This is a genomic window from Nostoc sp. DedQUE07 (genome assembly GCF_034530975.2).
Lineage (GTDB): Bacteria > Cyanobacteriota > Cyanobacteriia > Cyanobacteriales > Nostocaceae > Nostoc.
On sequence record NZ_JAVRCC020000039.1, the window covers coordinates 29351 to 47985 of the forward strand.

The 18635-nt window shown below is 40.0% G+C and carries 15 protein-coding genes; 4 read left to right on the forward strand and 11 right to left on the reverse strand.

What is annotated here, in order from left to right; genetic code table 11:
• Position 1: 1 nt before the first annotated feature.
• The 9 genes from RMZ95_RS24625 to RMZ95_RS24665 form a co-directional block, all read right to left on the reverse strand.
• Positions 2–1657 carry a hypothetical protein gene (locus tag RMZ95_RS24625; protein WP_322686874.1) on the reverse strand — a complete coding sequence of 552 codons (1656 nt, stop codon included), beginning with the start codon at positions 1655–1657 and terminating at the stop codon, positions 2–4.
• Positions 1654–2361, reverse strand: a complete 708-nt coding sequence (locus RMZ95_RS24630; RefSeq protein ID WP_322671313.1) for a hypothetical protein — start codon at positions 2359–2361, stop codon at positions 1654–1656. The genes RMZ95_RS24625 and RMZ95_RS24630 overlap by 4 nt, the downstream gene beginning before the upstream one ends.
• A 46-nt stretch (positions 2362–2407) precedes the next feature.
• Positions 2408–3229: a hypothetical protein gene (locus RMZ95_RS24635; RefSeq protein ID WP_322686873.1), complete on the reverse strand. Its 822-nt coding sequence runs from the start codon at positions 3227–3229 to the stop codon at positions 2408–2410.
• A gap of 105 nt (positions 3230–3334) precedes the next feature.
• Complete coding sequence (locus tag RMZ95_RS24640; protein WP_322671315.1) at positions 3335–4384, reverse strand: hypothetical protein; 1050 nt, start codon at positions 4382–4384, stop codon at positions 3335–3337.
• Between the two features lie 129 nt (positions 4385–4513).
• The gene (locus tag RMZ95_RS24645) at positions 4514–5365 is read right to left on the reverse strand and encodes a hypothetical protein (protein ID WP_322686872.1); all 852 of its coding nucleotides are present in this window, start codon (positions 5363–5365) and stop codon (positions 4514–4516) included.
• 264 nt (positions 5366–5629) lie between these two features.
• Positions 5630–8377 (reverse strand): hypothetical protein, encoded by a 2748-nt coding sequence (locus tag RMZ95_RS24650; RefSeq protein ID WP_322671317.1) that lies wholly within the window; start codon positions 8375–8377, stop codon positions 5630–5632.
• On the reverse strand, positions 8331–8702 hold the full coding sequence (locus RMZ95_RS24655) for a hypothetical protein (protein ID WP_322671318.1): 372 nt from the start codon (positions 8700–8702) through the stop codon (positions 8331–8333). The genes RMZ95_RS24650 and RMZ95_RS24655 overlap by 47 nt, the downstream gene beginning before the upstream one ends.
• 14 nt (positions 8703–8716) lie before the next feature.
• Positions 8717–9337 carry a hypothetical protein gene (locus RMZ95_RS24660; protein WP_322686871.1) on the reverse strand — a complete coding sequence of 207 codons (621 nt, stop codon included), beginning with the start codon at positions 9335–9337 and terminating at the stop codon, positions 8717–8719.
• A gap of 572 nt (positions 9338–9909) precedes the next feature.
• Positions 9910–11100 carry a choice-of-anchor tandem repeat GloVer-containing protein gene (locus tag RMZ95_RS24665; RefSeq protein ID WP_322686870.1) on the reverse strand — a complete coding sequence of 397 codons (1191 nt, stop codon included), beginning with the start codon at positions 11098–11100 and terminating at the stop codon, positions 9910–9912.
• A gap of 936 nt (positions 11101–12036) precedes the next feature.
• Here RMZ95_RS24665 and RMZ95_RS24670 point away from each other — a divergent pair.
• The 3 genes from RMZ95_RS24670 to RMZ95_RS24680 all read left to right on the forward strand — a co-directional run bounded on the left by RMZ95_RS24670 (position 12037) and on the right by RMZ95_RS24680 (position 13297).
• A complete protein-coding gene (locus tag RMZ95_RS24670) occupies positions 12037–12171 on the forward strand; it encodes a hypothetical protein (protein WP_322686869.1) in 135 nt (44 codons plus the stop codon).
• 258 nt (positions 12172–12429) lie between these two features.
• The gene (locus tag RMZ95_RS24675; RefSeq protein ID WP_322671322.1) at positions 12430–12858 is read left to right on the forward strand and encodes a hypothetical protein; all 429 of its coding nucleotides are present in this window, start codon (positions 12430–12432) and stop codon (positions 12856–12858) included.
• A 205-nt stretch (positions 12859–13063) separates the two neighbouring features.
• Positions 13064–13297: a DUF3134 domain-containing protein gene (locus RMZ95_RS24680; RefSeq protein WP_322671323.1), complete on the forward strand. Its 234-nt coding sequence runs from the start codon at positions 13064–13066 to the stop codon at positions 13295–13297.
• 150 nt (positions 13298–13447) lie between these two features.
• Here the strand turns inward: RMZ95_RS24680 and RMZ95_RS24685 are convergent, their stop codons facing one another.
• Both RMZ95_RS24685 and RMZ95_RS24690 read right to left on the reverse strand, forming a co-directional pair.
• Positions 13448–14740 (reverse strand): murein transglycosylase A, encoded by a 1293-nt coding sequence (locus RMZ95_RS24685; protein WP_322686868.1) that lies wholly within the window; start codon positions 14738–14740, stop codon positions 13448–13450.
• A gap of 135 nt (positions 14741–14875) precedes the next feature.
• Positions 14876–16231, reverse strand: a complete 1356-nt coding sequence (locus tag RMZ95_RS24690) for a proton extrusion protein PcxA (RefSeq protein ID WP_322686867.1) — start codon at positions 16229–16231, stop codon at positions 14876–14878.
• 78 nt (positions 16232–16309) lie between these two features.
• Between RMZ95_RS24690 and RMZ95_RS24695 the strand changes: the two genes are divergently transcribed.
• Positions 16310–18517, forward strand: a complete 2208-nt coding sequence (locus RMZ95_RS24695) for a recombinase family protein (protein WP_322686866.1) — start codon at positions 16310–16312, stop codon at positions 18515–18517.
• Positions 18518–18635 lie beyond the last annotated feature (118 nt).

Here is an 18635-nt window from a genome sequence, read left to right on the forward strand (position 1 = left end):
CTTAAAATTGAGTTGGTTGATTAACGTATATTTCAATATTTGTGCCTGCTGCTAAAAACCACACACCACCTTGCTGTTGCATTTGGGCGATCGCCTGTTGATTGCGTTGGGCAATTTGGGGTACTACAGAGTTCATACCACCTTCTAAAACCCCGGCTGCAAGGTTGCGTTTATTCTCAGTGATAGTAGTATAACCAGTAACGTAGCCGTTGTTGTTGCCGTTGTTGCCGTTGTTGCCGTTGTTGTCGTTCTCGATAGGATTGCCGTTAGAGTCGATGTTGCTGAGGTTACCGCCATATAAAGGCAGAACTCTGGTATCAGGACGATTTACTAGCTCTGCTGCTTTAGCAATACCTCCCAAAACAAATAGTCCTGCATCCATCGAGGCTATTGATGAACTTTGACCGGGATATTTATTTGCGATTAAAGGTTTACCTTGAGTACCGCGAAGAATAATTGCATTGTTGGGTAAGCTTCGTTCTACAGGGTTGCCATTATTTTGCGAGATAACCTTGACTACGTTCATCTGCAAAAGACCTTGTTCGGAAAGCGAACCAATTTCAGCTAAAAATTCGGTGTTTGCAGGTAGAGCGATCGCACCATCAGTAGATTTTAGTGGTTCTTTCAATCGGATCACAAATACGTTTTTCGCTTCATCTGCATCACCACCACCGCCTGATTTATTAGTAGTTTCTCCAAATATTGCTGTCGCTAACACAGCTTTAGCACTACTCCCAACTGCTACAGATTTTTCTCCCTGCGGTTGAGCTTGGCTTACCGCAGAATTTTCCGGTTGTGGGGTGTTTTGTTCGGGATTGGGATTTGTTGCCTCTTGCTGTGGCGGCGCATTGGTTGCAGGTTCCAAAGTAGCTATGTTACTAGTAGGTTGATTGCTAGGATTTACTTGACCGTAGCTACCTAACTTTGCTAACCTTGCCCACTCTGCAAATGGGCTTGGTGGAGATGGTGGAGTTACTGGAGTTACATTAACTACTGGTTGAGTGGGGTTCACAACTGGTGGCTGAGGCGATCGCGAAGGTTGAGAAGTAGGTACTCTAATGATGCGCTCAACTGTCACTGTCCGAGGGACGTAAGCTGTTGGTGGGGGTGTTGGGATCGCTTTTTGGCTAACTGAGGGTTGTCGTAAAGCTACTATCGGCGTTGATTTGGCAATTCTCAGCTGTTGTTGGGCATCTTTCACCATCTGTGCTTGTTCTGTCAGAGCTAATTTCGTTTTGAGAGTATCTACTTGGGCTTCCATCTGTTGAGATATGGATTCATCAGTAGGCTGCTCTTGCACTGGTGGAGAAACAATAGTTTTTGGCTTTTGATTGCTACCACTGAACAACTGAGACAAAAACACACCACCTACCAAAACGATCGCTAAGGTAGCAGCCCCTACCAAGCCTAACTTGGCAAAGGGATTAGATGAGAGTGCTTGCTTAGTCTGAACTTCTTGTGGAAGAGATAGCGACTCTGGCGGCGTTGCAGAGTCTTCTGATTTTTCAGTGTCACTAGAAGATTCTTCTTCAAAACCGACCAACTTTGACATCCGCGATTCCCAATCTACAGATTCTACTTCTGGTTGGCGATCGTCGGTAGTTAGAGTAAATCCATTTTGGGGAGGCGTTTCGGCAGGAATTGAGTATCGGGTCATGGTAGAGCCTTGTTTGGATTTCCAGAACAATTATTATCTTTAATTTCACATATATTATAAATTTCTAATCTGGCTTCCCCAAGGCGGTAAGCTGCAAACTGCGACGGTAGTGCTGCATTTGGTAGTGAAGTTACAGGTCGATCTATTGCTCTAACTAAAATTTGTTTATTAAAGGAAACTGATTTCCCTAATTTATCATAACTGTTAAAAATTAATTGATTGGCAAGTATCTCTACTTTCCAGCTTCCATTACTTATTTCTTGAGGTTGAGAAACTTTTTGGATTACTAAAACATTCTCAGCTCCTCGATTAACATTTTCAAATTGGCTATCTGGATTTAAATTAGTAATTTCTGACTTCATTTTATCTTTAAAATCATCAGCTACCAGTTGTGAAGTAATTTCCCAGACTTGTGTTGGCGGCTGTTGTTGTGACCAGGTAAGCATTAAACTCATAGTTTCACCCACAAAGCGCCGAATCGTCTCTGGTTGCCGCTCTAAATTGGGTTGGGGGTCTACCGTTATCGCATGACCATCAACAAGTTGCACTAAACTTTGAGGTGTGAGTTGTCGGCCTAACTGTTGTAACATAGACCAGTGAAATATTAGTAACAGTAAGGTAAATACATGTAAACCAAAGGTTCCTACTGCCAACAACGGTAAAGGGCTATTTTTTTTATTATTTTCTGGTTTGAGTAATTGCATTAATAATGAATCGTATAAATTGAACTATCTTAATGTAAAAAATCGATTATCTGATAAAACTATCAGATGTTTGTCCAGTTATACATTGTTGTGATTGATTTTTGTTCGGATTGTAGTTATCTAGCAAACATAAATTCCGAATTTCATAAATTTCTAGTCTATCAGCACGGACACTATAAATTGCTTTTTGCAAGTCGGTGCTATTGTCGGCTTGGGGATTAGCAAAATAATCTGCTGCACGTACAAGCAAATCTTTATTAAAAGGAGTTATAAGTCTTGCACCACCAACTCGATTTTTTTGAACTAAGTCGGCTACCATACCCACTTGCCACTTACCTGGTGCAATTTGTTTTGGCGGATAAACTCTTTTAATTACTAGTTGTGAAGTCATCGCTTGGTTGGGATTTTCCGAGAAAACTTCTGGCGGTGTCATTTCTGCAACTGTGCTTAAAAAACCTTTGCGAAAGTCTTCTGATAAAGCAAAACTAGCTACCCAACTACTGGTACTAATTTTTTGACTACCACCTTGAGGTGTGTTAATCAGTATTCCTAAATCTGGTTTGGGGCTTGCGAATTCTTCAATATTTTGTGGTGGTAAGGTTCCAGACCAGCTAAACATTGAGATCATCGTTTTGCTGATAAATTGGCGAATTGCTTCTGGTTCTCTTGCTAAATCATCAATATTAGCTACTGGTTTACCATTAATTAATTGCACAAAGTTAGGAGGTTTTCTCAGACTGAGTTGGCGGATATTTAGCCCTTGTAATAAGAATAAAAATAAAACTAATATATGTAAACTGAAGGTTGCGATCGCAAAAAACGTCAAAACACTTGCCGGTTTTTGTCTTTTTTCTAGTAAACGCACCATTTCCTCACCTCCTACTGCAAAAACTTCAGCTATTATATATGATGTTTTGCATATACTTACTATTTACAACACTTGCAGCATTATTCATTTTTAGTTTTTAATTTCCTATATCCTCTCTTTAACTAAAGAAGCCGTACTGTTAATTGCGCTGAAGACTGCAAAACCACCAGCAGCAGCCACAATTAAAGATAAAATTGGTGCTAAAATTCCCAGAAAAATTATGAACCACATTAAATCTGGATCGACACTAGCATTTTGACCTGGGCCATTGACAATCACTGCGGCAGTTAGCACAGCAATAATATTGAATGAAATTTTGGCGATTCCAATAGATAAAAATCCAGTCAGCCATGCAAAAATCGGTTTGCCAGCTACAGGTAGCAAAGATCCACCTACAGCTATTGGCCCTAAAGCTGCTATTAACAACATAGTAGCCTCTATCAAATTTTGGAAGGCATATTGTAAGGAAACTAAAAAGTTTTTGATGCTCGTTTGCACTGTAGAACCTAACAGAGAATTAAAAGATGTTTCTGATACAATGCCAGTGCCATATCTGATATTATCTACCTTAGTCTGTAGTCTATCGATCCAGCTTTTATTTCCATAAATCTCTCTATATTTCTGCCAGAGAACGTTAACTTTTTCAGCAGCTTTCACAAAACATTGACTTTGTTGTTCGCCAGTAAGAGATTGACAAGGACGTAGTAAAGAACCAGCTACTTCTTCAGCAACACTCATATTCAGTGCTTGCTGGTAGATTTTATCTGCATCTGCTGAAACCACTACTTGCTGATTCACACCGTTTAAAAAATTCCGCACTCCCAGCGTCAGATTAGACAGTATACTTCCATTGCCTGAATTACTTAAAAGTACTACCACAATAAAAGGCCAAATTAAAGCTGATATGGGACGGGTATATTCGTAGGATATTAAGTCTTTGAGGAATTGTATCATAAAAAATAACAACGTTCCTACAGCGAAAAAAATACCCAGATTTGTCAGCGCTCCATACAAGTTATTACTGGTGTTATTTTGTAATAAATCCAGCCATTGTTTGTCCCAACCTTCGGCAATACTTTGGGAAGTTGCGGCACCACTATCGAGAATCTGATCGATACCTACTTGGGCAAAAATTAGTTTAATAGCAAATTGCATTTTGAGTTTATAGGCTGTTTTCTGAGATTTAGTAGGGTACGTTAGGAAGGTAACGCATTCTACCAAACTTTTTTTAGAGTTTCTGTTGGCTTGTTATAGGTTAAAGGATTTTAAAAGTTCTCTGGAAAGTTAAAGTTTTTTTAGCTTCAAATCCTTATTATTAACGTTTCTGCCAAACAAATCTAGTTGAGAAGTCGCTCGTAAAAGTCTCGCTGCTTCTGTAGATGTTTCTACTCTTCGAGCGCGATTAGCTTCTTCTGCTTGCTGAGAAATATTTGCTAAATTTAAGTTGGAATATTGCAAAGCCTGATTATTTTGTAATGTCTGACCAAATGTTTCAGCTACAATTTTTATTTGTTCCTGTTGAATTTTCAGAATTTGCACTTGACTCAAACCTAGCAATTCTGCCAAACTTGAAAGAGCTTTCGTTTCACCCGTTGCATTACTTGCATTAGCAAAGCCTTTAATTGTATTGATCAATGTACTATTATTATCGTCTGTTTGCTGAGCAAGTCCCTCAATATCTTCCAGACTTTTCTCGGTATTTTCTAATTTCGTTTTTGTCCGAATTTGTCCATTTTTACCGAGAACACCTACCGCTACTCCACGGGTAATTATACGATTAAGTTCATTACTAACTAAATTTCCCCGTACTGCTGCATTATTCTCAAAGCGACTTGATTTAGCATCTGAATTATAAGAGTAGTTAATTGAATCATCACGAATTTTTTGTCCCGCAGCAACGGGGTTAGGTATCTTCAAATCTCCTTTGGCACTGTCAATAGCAATTTGACTCTGGGCTTGTTCTAAAGGATTTAAGGTATTTTTCAAATTATTATGTTGAAAGTAATCTTGCATATCTTGGGAATATGATTGAAAGTCACTCCAAACCTGGCCTAATCCGCCCGTCTGAATTTGTGCAACTGCTGGTAATATTGCTAGAGATAGCAAGGTAAAAGTAAAAATGGTAGTTTTTTGCATACATCTGTGCCTGAGAAAGGTAGACTACATTATGTAGTGAGGTAAAAATTTAGCTTTTGAACCGTTCTGATTTTGGATTTTGGATAATAGAATTAGTTTTTCGGTTCAATCCCCGACGCTATTCTAAAATCTAAAATTCCTAAGCTACAACCCAAGAATGGGTGCAGTAAATCTAAAATACATTGGTAACTCACTAATACTACACTATCAGAAATATAAAATCCAAATTTGTTTGACTCACTATTAACTACTTATATAATTCAATTAACTACTACGTAGATTCGCCACTAACTGACGTGCAAACGCAGAAATTGCTTCATATTTATCGCTGTGAAGTTGCATCATTTGACTACGTGCAGTTTGTTCATAAGGGTTATTAGCAACTGCTGCCAATTGCTCGTAACCTGGATAGTAACGACAGAATGTATAAGTACCGTTATCATCTAATAACCATTGGCTATAAACGCCTTCTTTGCGGGGAAAAAAGCTTTCTGAGGCATTACGAGAAATAACTTGGCGGGGATATTTCAAGATGTCTGCAAAACTATCTACTGCAACTGGCTGAATGCGTCCAATCAACCGTGTTGTCAGGTTTTGCAATATTTTCGATGCAGCTTTAGATTTAGCAATGGTGTCAGGATCTTGTCCTGATAAGATGACTCTGATACCGGCTTTAGCACCGTTCGCACAAATTCTACCAACTAAATCAGAAATTTGCTCGAACTCAAATAAAATTGGTGCTTCGTCAATAAAGAATATGGAAGCTGGACTACTTAATGCGCGTCGGAGTGCGGCTGAATAAGCACTCAAGGATAGTACGGCTGCATCTTCACTATCTGATAGGTTTCTGAGAGCAAAAACTAAAAGTTGTGCATCAGTAGGAAAGCTGGATGGTGCAGAAATGGCTTGTCCCACGCGGCTAGAAAGCCAAAAGCGTAAGCGCAACTGAATTTGACTCAGAGCATCTTCTACTCTGCCAGTTAAAGAACTTAGCTGCAAGTGTTCTGGCGAGCAGAAAAAGAGAAAATCTTTTAAAGTGGGGGTTTTCTGCCAAGCAAGAGTGCCAAATCCTCCTTCCATCGCCTGTCGATATCGCTCTTTGATGCCCTCATCTCTAAAAAAGGCTTCTAAAGCTAAGTTGAGCAGCGATCGCACGGTTTGCGATAAAATTTGACTTTCAGTTGACGATCCTAAAACCATTGTCATTAACGCTGATTCGAGGAAGGCGGTATAATCGTTAAAGCGATCGCGCTGTTGTTCTGCTTCTAGCGATCGTAAATCTGGCTGTTCAAATAAGTTATTCGATTGTTTGGAAATATCAAAATAGGCTCCATTTCCCTCCATAAACTCTGTGTAGTCAGTGAAAGTAGATGTGCCATCAGGTTTAGGGAAATCTAACGCCACAACCGGAATCCCATGCGCCAAAGCCTGAGTTAAAATTCCTGATACCAACACCGATTTACCAGCACGAGTTGTCGCAAATAAAGCTAAATTTTTGTGTTGATTAAATAAATCTAAATGTATGGGTGTTCCGCCTTCTTCAGCAATCAACTCAAAGCCTTGTCTATCACCTTTTTTACTTAAAACTAGCGGCATTAATCCCGGAACTTCACTGGTTAAATATAGCTGGCGACGGTTAAAGGGTGTTGCTAACAAACCTTCCCAAACTATCGGTAGAGTTTGCAGCCAAATTTTCCAGGCATATTCAGTTTCCCTAATTACCCTGGCTGGACGTTGAAAACAGTTTTCAATATATCTTGTCGCCTCATCTAATTTTTCTAAAGTCGGACGATGCACTAAAATAGCAATACTCGTATAAATCGGGACTGCACCTTCAAATAACTGTTCTTGTGCTGCTACCGATTTCTTCAACTTTAATTGAGCGTTGACATCAATAGTTTTACTTTTTTCTTGAGCCAAAATCGTTGTCATGTTTGACTGCTTCAGTACTCGTTGGAGAGTCGTTTTTACCAATGCTGGATTAGCAGCAGTCAATTCACAAAAAATTTCTGTATCTATTACTGTTTCTCTAGCCAACAGTTCCCATAAATAGCGCAGTTGAGCCGATTTATTCGGCCAACCGCCAGGTTTTTCCAAAAATGACAGTGTGCCGATATAACGATTGTTAACATTAACCCAGCGGCGATCGGCGCAAGGTACACTAGATTCCATCAGCAAAGTTGTGCCGTGGATATTATCTAGAAGTAACTTAGTACTAGCTAAATCTGAATTAACTTGTTCGTGTAATCCTTGTTCATCTAAAGTCATTAATTGGGGAATATCTATTGGCTGCGTATCATTAAACCTTTTCCAGATTTCTCCCCAGAGTTCATTAGCAGTCAAAGGTTTGACATCCAATCCCATTTTGTTAGATAAGATTTGTTCCCACCGCAGAAAACCCTGGTTGTAAGCATTTGTAATCAGGGTTTCGATGCGTTGATTTTCTACTTCTAAAAGATCGCCTTTAAATTTCAACCACCAGGATTCAGCTTTGACTAAAAGCTTTTCTATCCAATCATCTGCGTGTTGCGAGTTAGATTCAATGGTGTAAGTTACATAAATCCGCAAAAATTTAGGTTTACGAATCCCAGAAACAGTCAGTTCTTTAATTCTGGCTCTCTCCGCCATTAACAAATATTTGATATCTCGCGATGATGCATTTTTGATTAATGTTGCTAACTCTTTTTGGCGCTCTTTATCTGAACTAAAAGAACCCAAGTGCAGCGTCATCCTTTCACCACTAGGAATGTCTTTTAATCCGGCTTCAATGTTATTAAAAAGTGTATCAATTTGTTCAGGTCTTAAGGTGGTATGAATTCCCTTACAATCAAAACCAAAAACAAAGCAGAACCGATCTTTTTGAGTACCTTTTGTCAACAGGTAAGCGCCAATATCACGTCCATTCATTGCAACACGCAGCATTGTTGCCAAGTGCAAGGCATCTTCAAATGGTGTTAATCTACTTTCATTTCCGGCGACGCTGACGCTTTGTTTTCCGATTTTTTGCTTCATGGTTAACTTCCAATAAGCTTTGATAACGAGCAAAGCCTCTTGTCCAAGTGGGAACCCCGATAAATTTACTTAAAAAACTCCAACTCCTACCACCAGTTAATATCCACCAAGTTCCGATTCCCCAACCAGTCATTAGTACTGTCCACAACCATTTTTGAAATTCTTCTTGGAAAAACCCCCCGAAAATTCCATTGATAGTAAAATAGGAGGCTAAAGCAATTACCGTCCAAGGAAGAATTTGATCGGCAGGAATTGGCCCTAGTGAAGGTTGGCTTCCTAGAACCTGATTGACTGGACGAAATTCTTGTTCCTGCTCTTGAGGCATTTGAAATATCTGAATTATTTATTAGGGCCAGTGCCAATTACAAAGCCTGTGAGTACATCAGCAATGGTAACAGCAACAACCACTAATAGGGGAGTTCTGGCGATACTTTGCCAATCTTCATCTTTACGCACTGCGTTAATCACACCAACTAAGGAAATTGCAATATAGAGTAAGTAAATCGCCCGCAACACATTAAATATCAAACTTATTGCGAAGTTGGGATCGTTACCATTGGTTATTGAACCACGGAAGCTGTCTTTGAAAAAAGTTTCAGCTTTTCCAAAAAATTGAGCTTGTGCAGGGGCTGCAAACCAGTCTAACCAATATAAACTTAGAACGATCGCTGCTGCTAAAATTTGTAATAATATTAGCGATCGCCTTGGTAAATTCACTTGCTGCCCAATTTGCTGGGTGATGAGAGCAATTAAACTACCAACCAGTAAACAAAAGAGCAAGATAGGACTTTTGAGGCTGATAACGCTAACCAATACAGCACAAGCAATCAAAAAAGGTACAGATTCAAACAGAATAGTCAGACATGATTTAAATGCCTGTCTTAACTTGTGAGATTCTTTCGCCGCACTACCAGTTAAAGCTTTGAAAAAGTTTCTCTTGTGAGAACTTTGTCTAAACATTTGCTAATTTTCCTATGGTGTACTATGATTTATCCTTGCTTGTATCAAATTTTACAACTATTACAATTCAACATACTTTAACATCATTTCATTATTAATCAAATTATAAACCTGTAGTAAAGTTCTATATTCTACATCAGTATTCTGAAGTTAAGTTAACATGATATTAAGATTTATCTAAAACGAAATTTCTCCGATTTGAGAAGCTGGATTGCAAGTATCGAGATTAAACTGGTAGATTCCTCTCGACTTTGAGAATTTTTTCAATCTTCTCATACAGATAGCTTCGATCGACCAACTTCCAAGCCTTGACTTTCTCCACCTCATAGGTATCTGAGCGAAGCGTTATAAATGTTTCAGACTTGTATGTACACCATAGGCTTGCTCTTAGGGCAGACCAAGCGTAGCTTTGGCTGTTTAGGGTTCTTCGGAGGAACATAATATGAAACAATATTGAGTCACCAAAATTAAAATATCTGTCTTGAAAAGTTTAGATCGATTGTAGAAAAATGGTAGAGGTAGACGTTCAAATCTACGTTTTACCATTTTCTACCCGCCGATTAGATTTGAAACTAGATTACAAACTTAAACACAGTTCCTAGATTAGAACTACCGCCAAAAGAGGCAGTACCGTAAAAGGCACCATTTGAGAGTTGAATTAGCGTGGACTCTGGCGTTGCCCCATTAGTGCCATTAAAACTAATTAAGCCAGTGATGGTTGCTCCAGTCAGCTGATAGATAACTCCTTTGTTACTTGCCCCACCAGCAGAAGCTGTGCCATAGAAGTTACCATTGCTTGCTTTTATGAGTGCAGCCGTTGGGTTGGCCCCATTGGTGCCATTAAAACTGGCAACTAAAACGGGTGTACCGCCACCGACCGGAACCTTGAAGATAGCTCCTTTATTGCTGGCTCCACCCAGTTTAGCGGTGCCATACAGGAATCCACTAACTTCAATTAATCCAGACTGTGGATTTGCTCCATTAGTGCCACTAAAGCTATATGAAGTCAGTATTCCTGCGGGAGTTAACTTGAATACAACTCCTTTCGCACTTGCTCCACCGGCAGAGGCGCTGCCATAGTAGTTTCCATCGGTAGCCAGTTGCAATCTTGCTAGTGGAGTTGCTCCATCAGTACCGCTGAAGCTTCTGATGGTGGTAAGTGCCCCGGTAGTTGGCGAAACCTTGAATATAGTTCCTTTATTATTAGCCCCACCTGTAGAGCTTGTCCCCCACAAATTGCCATCAGCACCTGTAATCAGTCGGCCTGCTGGGTTAGCCCCATTAGTGCTTGTGAAATTTGTCAGAGTTGTCAGGGTTGTAAAAGCCGTTTTCGCCAACTTAAACACACTGCCGAGGTCACTTGTACCACCTGTAAAGGTTGCCCCATATAAATTACCATCGGCTGCTTGAAATAATCTAGCGACTGGATTAGTCCCTTTGTTGATTCCAGAGGTTCCGGTGAAGTTTATCAGTGTGGTCAGAGTAGTGAAAGCAGTAGGAGTTAACTTGAATGCAGTTCCTTTACCAGAAGTGCCACCAGCAGAAGTAGTTCCATAAAGATTGTCATCAGTACCGTTGCCTTTAAGTACACCAGCTCTTGGTGTAGCTCCGTTGGTGCCGTTGAAATTTACAACAGTAGTCAATGTTGCAGCAAAGGCTTGTTGGAAGGGTAGTACTAATGAAGAAGCCAAAACAGTCAAAGAAGTAAAAATCAATACCTTATTTTTGCTCTGGCGTTGTTTGTACAGATTAATCTTGTTCATTGAATACCTCAAAAAAAGTTAATGAAAACGGAATTTTAGCTAGTTCTAACGGATTTTGTGATGGCTGCTACTCATGACTAATACCAATTTGAAAAATGATTGCTATACATATAGGTTTGAAAACCACAGATTTAGAAGGATTTTCCGACTTTTCTGGTGGAGTTACAGCAGTAGAGGCGCAAGGCATTGCGCCCCTACCTTAAAGGGAGAAGCAAATGGCGTTTGAAGAACAAAATCCAAGGCCCCAACATCTGGTATGTGTTGGTTTTTACTCCTTAACCTACGAGATATTGCTACGCATTAACCTATATGTTGAGCGCTTTTTTATCTAAGATTGGTATAGCTTGTTAGCTTAAACACTAGTAAAAAAATGCCTAAGATATTGGTATAGCTTTATTGAAAAAAGACTCAGAAAGCCTGTTTTTCTACACCACAAAAACCGTATTAGAAGTGAGTCAATAACGTGAATGGCAGGCACGATTAATGATTCCGTTAGGTAGCATAAACCACTAATTATTTTTTTGGATGTCGTGAAAAACACAAAAATCGGTGAGAAATCCAGAATTTTGACAGAAATAGTCACAAACTCTAGATTGAAAATAAGTTTTAATAGTGTGTAGTTTGTCAAGTAATTAGTAAAGTCTATTAAATACTGATTAAAACCTCTAAAAAAATCTTAATAAGCAAAACTACATATTAAGTGAAGACTACTGATTTTTCTCTGAATAAATAAAAAATTGTCATCAAAACTATTATTTAAACATTATGCCCCAGAATTATAAATATAATCCTGATAATCCTGGGGTTTTATTTAGGGGGTGATTTTTATGTAAATAATTCATTAATCTGCCCTGAATAATTACGAAATATAGGGCATTTACAACAGTACATAGCTAAATTTTTAGCAGTCGCTCTAATTCAAGGAGAGATTGTAAATTGAGTACCATTGAAGTTTATAAGTTGATGGGTATAAATAAATATTCAGATAGTTTGCGATCGCGATCGCTTTTAGGTATTCACCGATGCTCTCAGGTGATGCGATCGCAGGGTTTGGCGTCAACTATGTTATGATTTTATTTGTTGAGAAATATTTTCGGTCATGTGACTGATTATATAGACTCCTCTTTGAATCTAAATCTCTACACCCTTTGATTCTGAAGGTGTTTGATGTCATAAGTATTCCAAAAATTGAAATTTTAGTTAGCCGCAATGTATTGTAATACCTCGCGTGACACTGATACACCTAACTGTCAAAGAAAATGTGCTAATAAGAACGGACAAGTCTAGTGTGTCATACACGCAGACAACATACGGATACTACTGGAACTTATGCCCACGGATATAATTACTCGTCCTGAGTCCCTCACAGAAGATTGCTTTTTTACTTACGCCCTTGGGACTAATTTGCACGATCCTAATTCAACAGCCAAATATTTACGCCGAATCAGAAAAGAAGATAAACCATATATCGACATAGCTGTTTCTCCCAGACCTGGCTATCGGTTTGAGGTTTGCCTTATCCCTGTTGAAGGGTTCGCTCAAGAAAGAATATTGACAAAAGACGGGTTCGCCAAAGCTTTAGCAATTATTTGTGCTGTAGCTAATAAAGCTAGGAAACGATTTCCTTCAGGAAATGGACAAGAGATAGTCCGGTGTCAATTTAGTAACTTAGCTGATGCAGTCGCTGTAGCGAATAGACTGTCTGCATTACCCTCTGATATGTATGAAACTCTCGTCAAGGTACCAAATGCTTTGTAATATATATTGCATCCGCTGAAATATTTGTTATTAAAACTGACATCTGGACATTTTAATGGTAAGTAGCTAAATAGACTTGAGACAAAACTTCAATGGGTCATATTTTGTCTGTTGAGAAAAGACTTGTCATCCAAGACTTTTAAGCTTAATGTACAATTTTGACATTTTTGTAAGCTAACCTGTAAATTGAAAGTGAGTTTTTTTTATGCCTATAAGTCCTCTGCGTGAAGAACCTCGTAACCAGCGAGCGCCTGTAATTCGTACAAGTAATGAATTTATTCTCTTGGAATGGCTGAAGTCAACTGGTCGTCTAATCGAACGCGAACATCAAGAATCTGAGTATCTAACTGAAGTAGAAGAAATTTCCGAAATGATAGACCTTGACGATATCCCTTACGATCATGACGATGATGATAGTGACATGGATTTAGAAGCCTAGTAGCGTAATTCGTAATTCGTAATTCGTAATTCGTAATTCGTAATTCGTAATGACGCTCCTGCGTCAGGGGTGTTTCATTTACGCCAAAAGCCTAAAATTCCTGACTTATCTAAAAAAGTCGGGAATTTTAGTATTAAAATGCGAGTGTGTTTAATTTTTGGACTTAAGTAAGAGATAAAATAATTGTCCATTGCTGACTGTAACACCAGCGCGATCGCCTGCGATTTTCCCAGTACCTAAAAAATAATCCACTCTACCTGCACCTTTAATTGCACCTCCGGTATCTTGATCGAGAACATAGCGGCTAATAATGCGCTCCTGCATTTTTCCGGTAGGATTAACAAAGGGAATAGAAGCGCGAATCAACGCTAAAGCCCCAGGAGGCATAAGAGATTTATCTGTAGCAATAGAACGCTCTGCTGTTAATGGTACATTGATAGAACCTTGGGCTGGCTCACCGTGATTTTCTTGAAAAAAAACAAAGCTGCGATCGCGCGGAATATAAATATTTAATTCTTGGGGATGCTTTTGGAAATAATCGAGAATAATTGGCATAGTTACACCTTCTTGCGGTAATTTGCCATCATCTATTAATTCTCGCCCAATACTTTTGTAGTTATAAGCAGTATTACCCGCATAGCCGATTGTGGTTTGAGTCCCATCGGGAAGCTGAAGTTTCGCTGAACCTTGAATTTGAGCTAGATATGGTTCGAGGCGATCGCGAAACCAAAACAACTCTAATCCTCGCAATTTCCCTTTTGCAGCTTGTAAACCATCTGCTCCTTCTAACTCTTCGCGTGTGGGATGAGGCTTAGTCCAAGAGTTGAAATCGGGAGGTAAGCGATAAACGGGATAGCGATATTCTGCTGTGGGGACGCGACTGGCTGCGTAAAGTGGCTCATAATAGGCGGTGAATAAAACGGAACCTTGGTTATCTTTACCGACTGACTGGTAAAGAACAAATTCTTGCTGAATGGCTTGATGTAATTCTGTTGCAGAATTGGTTTTTAATAGAAGTTCGCGGAATCTTTGCAAACTTTTGATGACGCGATCGCGGGTAATCCCAGCCACCGGATAGTTTTGATAAGCAGCCGCAGCATTAGCTGTTTGCAGATATTGGAGACTGCGAGCGATCGCACCGATCAGTGCCTTTTTCTCTGGTATTTTGCCATAAATGACTTCATCCAGACAAGAGGTATCACTTTGACAACAAGTAATTGGTAGTCTCTGGATTAATGGTAATTTTTGTTTTTGCAAAAATGCATCTTGATTTTCAGCAGTCAAGGACACTGGTAGATCCCACTTTTTCACCTGACATTCTGGCGAAATGAGTTCCTGATGCGTGAAAGATTGCATCCGCACCAGGAAAATCGACAAAATCACAGGTAGGCTGATAGCGATAGTTTTGTTAAACTTTCCTAACCCAGTAAATGTTTTTTTCATCAAGATTCAAGATTTTTAAAATTTTCCCACCTCGCTCAAATTCTAAAATCAAAAGCCAAAAATTTTTCCCAATTCCCAATGCCCAATGCCCACTTGCCCTGAGCGTAGCCGAAGGGATGCCCAATGCCCTATTCGCTATTCATTCATATTACGGTAAGTCGCAACAGCAGAGGGCGATATCCGGTTCAAATATCGGAAGATCCAATACTTAAAGATAGTATCTAAAATCACCGGAAATGTAGCGATAAATAAGAAGATAAAATCTCTATTTGCCGGTAATCCCCAATGGCGCGATACTCCTTCTAGCAGTACTTCCCAGCCATGAGGAGAGTGGAATCCGACAAAGATATCAGTAAACAAAATAATGATAAATGCCTTGGCGCTATCGCTAAGTCCATAGACAATATTATCAAAGAAATCTTTTAGCACAGCAATAGAAGACTTACTGACTAGCAAAAGCCAGATAACAGCAACCACCGAGAACATATCTGCAAAAACATTTTTGATCGCACCAGAGCTTTCATGACGAAATTCTTCAGCAAGCTCTTTCGCCTTCTTTTTCATTTCAGTCTCCATCTGCTCAGGTAACAGTGGAGGAGCTTTGACAATGAGATTTTCAAACTTGAGCTTTTCTTCAAATCTTTCTAATTCTAAAAGGGCTTCCTCTTCCATTTCCGAATTGAGAAATATCTGTATTTCCTCACTGCTTCTAAATCTCTCAATAATTGGCCCAACTACAAAAGCTTTTGCTATCTGATGCGTTAAAAGTGGTACAATAATTAATAGTAAAATAAACCTAATAGATATTATTGTTCTTTTTTGAGTTTGACGAAAACTCTGAATTACTTCTTGTTCCGAATTAGGGTCTAATTCAACTTGCAGACGACTGATAGTACTTAAAATAGAGCGAGGTAAAACACCTGTTGTATCGGTTTTGCTCTTGGCTTTTGGTTTATTGTTTAAGTCTCGATTTGGTATTTTGGGTGGTAATGTTGGAGTGTTGACGAGCAGCGATTTGTCGTCAGATGCCACAGAATTAACTGGTAGATTTGGAGGTTGTACTACTAAAGCGTTAGAAGTTGTTTTATCGGAACTTGTTGTGTATTTAGAAAGAACTCGATCGATAAAATTGAGCTTTTCCAAAACTAAAGAAGGACTTAGATACTCTATACCTGCTTTATCGGCAGCTTTTTGATTCTCTTCATTTAGAAACCAACGGCTTCCTCTAAACTCCGTCAGCCGCATCCTGGCAATTTTTAATAGCTTGTTGAGGTCTGACTCAAAGTAATCCATCACACTGTTACTGTACATGGCTGAGTCAATGTCTATTTTATTACCATTGAAATGCTTATCTTCTATCTCCTGAATTTTTAATGCTGCATTGTAAGCTTCATCTAAAGAACGTTCAGGAGTCTGTAAGTACCATCGAAAAGCAGCAAGCAAGAAAGAATAGATTTTTTGACTAAAAGCAGAATTTTTCATTGCAGACAATCATTCAGCATTGTTTGATGACTATTAACCTTAAGTTAACGCACGAGGTATACTAACAAATCTACAAGGAGAAAGTTTGTGGTTTCTCATTCGGTTTGGATTGTTGGCACTAGCCGTAGTGGTAAGACGGCTCGCTTAGTAGAGCAATTTTGTAATTGGGTAACATCAGAAAAACAATATACTGAATCATTTTATACAAAAAAAACAGGGCGTAAAAAAACAGGCGATGTACCTGAATTTTTATATCTTAAACAAACAGAGCCAGGAGTTTTAGTTTTAGCTGCCAATGATGATAATCGTCGAGAGTTAGGAGATATAATTGTCACATCTACATTAGGTAAATATCCGGTTCGTGCCAAGACGCCACTAGGTTTTTTTCAGGATGAAGTTATTTTATTTTGGCCCTTGCTGATTAACTCGTTGAACCTGAAAGCACAGTTTCCGGTAAGATTGCGACCGGAAACCGAACAAGAGTTAGCAACCAAACTTTGGCGTCCGCAATTAGACGAAGAAATTTTACGTCTGGCGGGAGTGAATGAATCTCGCTTGGTGCGTCGCATCTTAGACTTATTACAATTAGCAGCTAACAGTGGTATCCCTTGCGAAAATATTGCCCAGATTTTGTCCAAGGGTTTTGGGGAAAATAGCACAACTTTAGAGCCGGAATTTTTGGCATCTTTGCTGTTAGATTGGCGTAACTGGTGTTTAGAGAGGGGGTTACTGACTTATGGGATTATTACAGAACTTTATAGTCAGCACTTATTAAGCGATCGCAATTACCAGCAGCATCTAACGAAACGCTATCAAGCAGTACTGGCGGATGATGTTGATGATTATCCTAGCGTAGCGCGTCTTTTGTTTGAGTTGCTATTAGATCGAGGCGCAGTTGGCGCGTTCAGCTACAATCCTGACGGTGCGGTGCGATTGGGATTGGGAGCAGATCCCAACTATTTAGAAGGGTTAGCAGAGCGTTGTCGGGTAGAAATATTGAACGGGCCGCCTCCAGAGTCTCTGAGCGAGCAACTGACTAAACAGATGGTGGAATTAGTCACTTCCCCGATGGTACTGTTGAGTTTACCAAAAACAGTGCATTCAATTCAAACCACCTCCCGCGCCCAATTATTGCGGCAAACAGCAGAGGTAATTGCTAATGCCATCCAATCACAGCAAGTGCAACCAGAAGAAGTAGCAATTATTGCACCGGGTTTAGATGCGATCGCTCGTTATACTCTAGTAGAAATCCTCGTCAAGCAAAATATCCCAGTAGAATCGCTCAATGACCAACGTCCCCTAATTAGTTCGCCCGTGATTCGCGCCTTACTCACCATGCTGGCACTAGTTTATCCCGGCTTAGGCCGCCTGGTAGATCGGGATGCGGTGGCAGAAATGCTGGTTGTATTGAGCAGGAAACAACAACCACCAGAAAACTCTACAGACGCGATGAATCGGGTATCTACAACAGACACGATGAATCGCGTCTCTACAAATATTGATCCGGTACGTGCTGGTTTGATTGCAGATTACTGCTTTGTACCCCATCCCGATCGCCCCAACTTGCTACCAGTATCAGCCTTCGAGCGCTGGGATCGAATCGGCTATGCAGCTACTACAGCCTATGGTGAGATATTACAGTGGTTAGAACAGCAGCGATCGCAACAAGAATTGCGGTTAATTCCCAGTCCCATTTCTCTGTTAGACAGAGCAATTCAGCGCTTTTTGTGGAATGGGAGCAATCTCCCCTACGAACAACTAGCAGCATTGCGGGAATTATTAGAAACCGCCCAACACTACTGGGAAATTGACACCAGATTACGACAAATTGCCCCAGTTGAGACAACGCCTCACACAACTATTATTGAATTCATTCAATTACTGCGACGCGGTACAATCACTGCCAATGCTTACCCGGTGCGCCCCATTGGTGGAGCAAGAAAGGCTGTCACCTTAGCAACTATATTTCAATATCGATCTAGTAGGCGATCGCACCAGTGGCATTTTTGGCTGGATGCTGGTTCGCCACTATGGGCCAAAGGTGGTGCAGCAACTCTGTTCGGTGCGCCGTTTTTCTTGCGAGACAGGTTGGGCGAACCTTGGACAGCAGAAGATGAGAAATTGGCAGAAGAAGAACGACTGCAAAGGATTTTGACAGATTTGCTCTCTCGTGTATCCGAGAGAGTTTATTTGTGTCATAGCGATTTAGCAGTGAATGGACAAGAGCAAATAGGGCCATTGTTACCCTTAGTGAATGCCTGTGTAACGGTTATTTCTGAATCTACTGTTAATTGAACGTGAGTTCGATGAACCTTCACCCCAGCCCTCTCCCACTGGGAAAGGGAGGAGCAACGAGAAATTAGGGTTTTGGCTCCCCTCTGGGTGTCCAAGAGGGGTTGGGGGAGAGGTCAAA

Coding starts and splice junctions, on each gene's coding strand:
- RMZ95_RS24625 (WP_322686874.1), bottom strand. CDS start 1,657: ATGACCCGATACTCAATTCCTGCCGAAACGCCTCCCCAAAATGGATTT.
- RMZ95_RS24630 (WP_322671313.1), bottom strand. CDS start 2,361: ATGCAATTACTCAAACCAGAAAATAATAAAAAAAATAGCCCTTTACCG.
- RMZ95_RS24635 (WP_322686873.1), bottom strand. CDS start 3,229: ATGGTGCGTTTACTAGAAAAAAGACAAAAACCGGCAAGTGTTTTGACG.
- RMZ95_RS24640 (WP_322671315.1), bottom strand. CDS start 4,384: ATGCAATTTGCTATTAAACTAATTTTTGCCCAAGTAGGTATCGATCAG.
- RMZ95_RS24645 (WP_322686872.1), bottom strand. CDS start 5,365: ATGCAAAAAACTACCATTTTTACTTTTACCTTGCTATCTCTAGCAATA.
- RMZ95_RS24650 (WP_322671317.1), bottom strand. CDS start 8,377: ATGAAGCAAAAAATCGGAAAACAAAGCGTCAGCGTCGCCGGAAATGAA.
- RMZ95_RS24655 (WP_322671318.1), bottom strand. CDS start 8,702: ATGCCTCAAGAGCAGGAACAAGAATTTCGTCCAGTCAATCAGGTTCTA.
- RMZ95_RS24660 (WP_322686871.1), bottom strand. CDS start 9,337: ATGTTTAGACAAAGTTCTCACAAGAGAAACTTTTTCAAAGCTTTAACT.
- RMZ95_RS24665 (WP_322686870.1), bottom strand. CDS start 11,100: ATGAACAAGATTAATCTGTACAAACAACGCCAGAGCAAAAATAAGGTA.
- RMZ95_RS24675 (WP_322671322.1), top strand. CDS start 12,430: ATGCCCACGGATATAATTACTCGTCCTGAGTCCCTCACAGAAGATTGC.
- RMZ95_RS24680 (WP_322671323.1), top strand. CDS start 13,064: ATGCCTATAAGTCCTCTGCGTGAAGAACCTCGTAACCAGCGAGCGCCT.
- RMZ95_RS24685 (WP_322686868.1), bottom strand. CDS start 14,740: ATGAAAAAAACATTTACTGGGTTAGGAAAGTTTAACAAAACTATCGCT.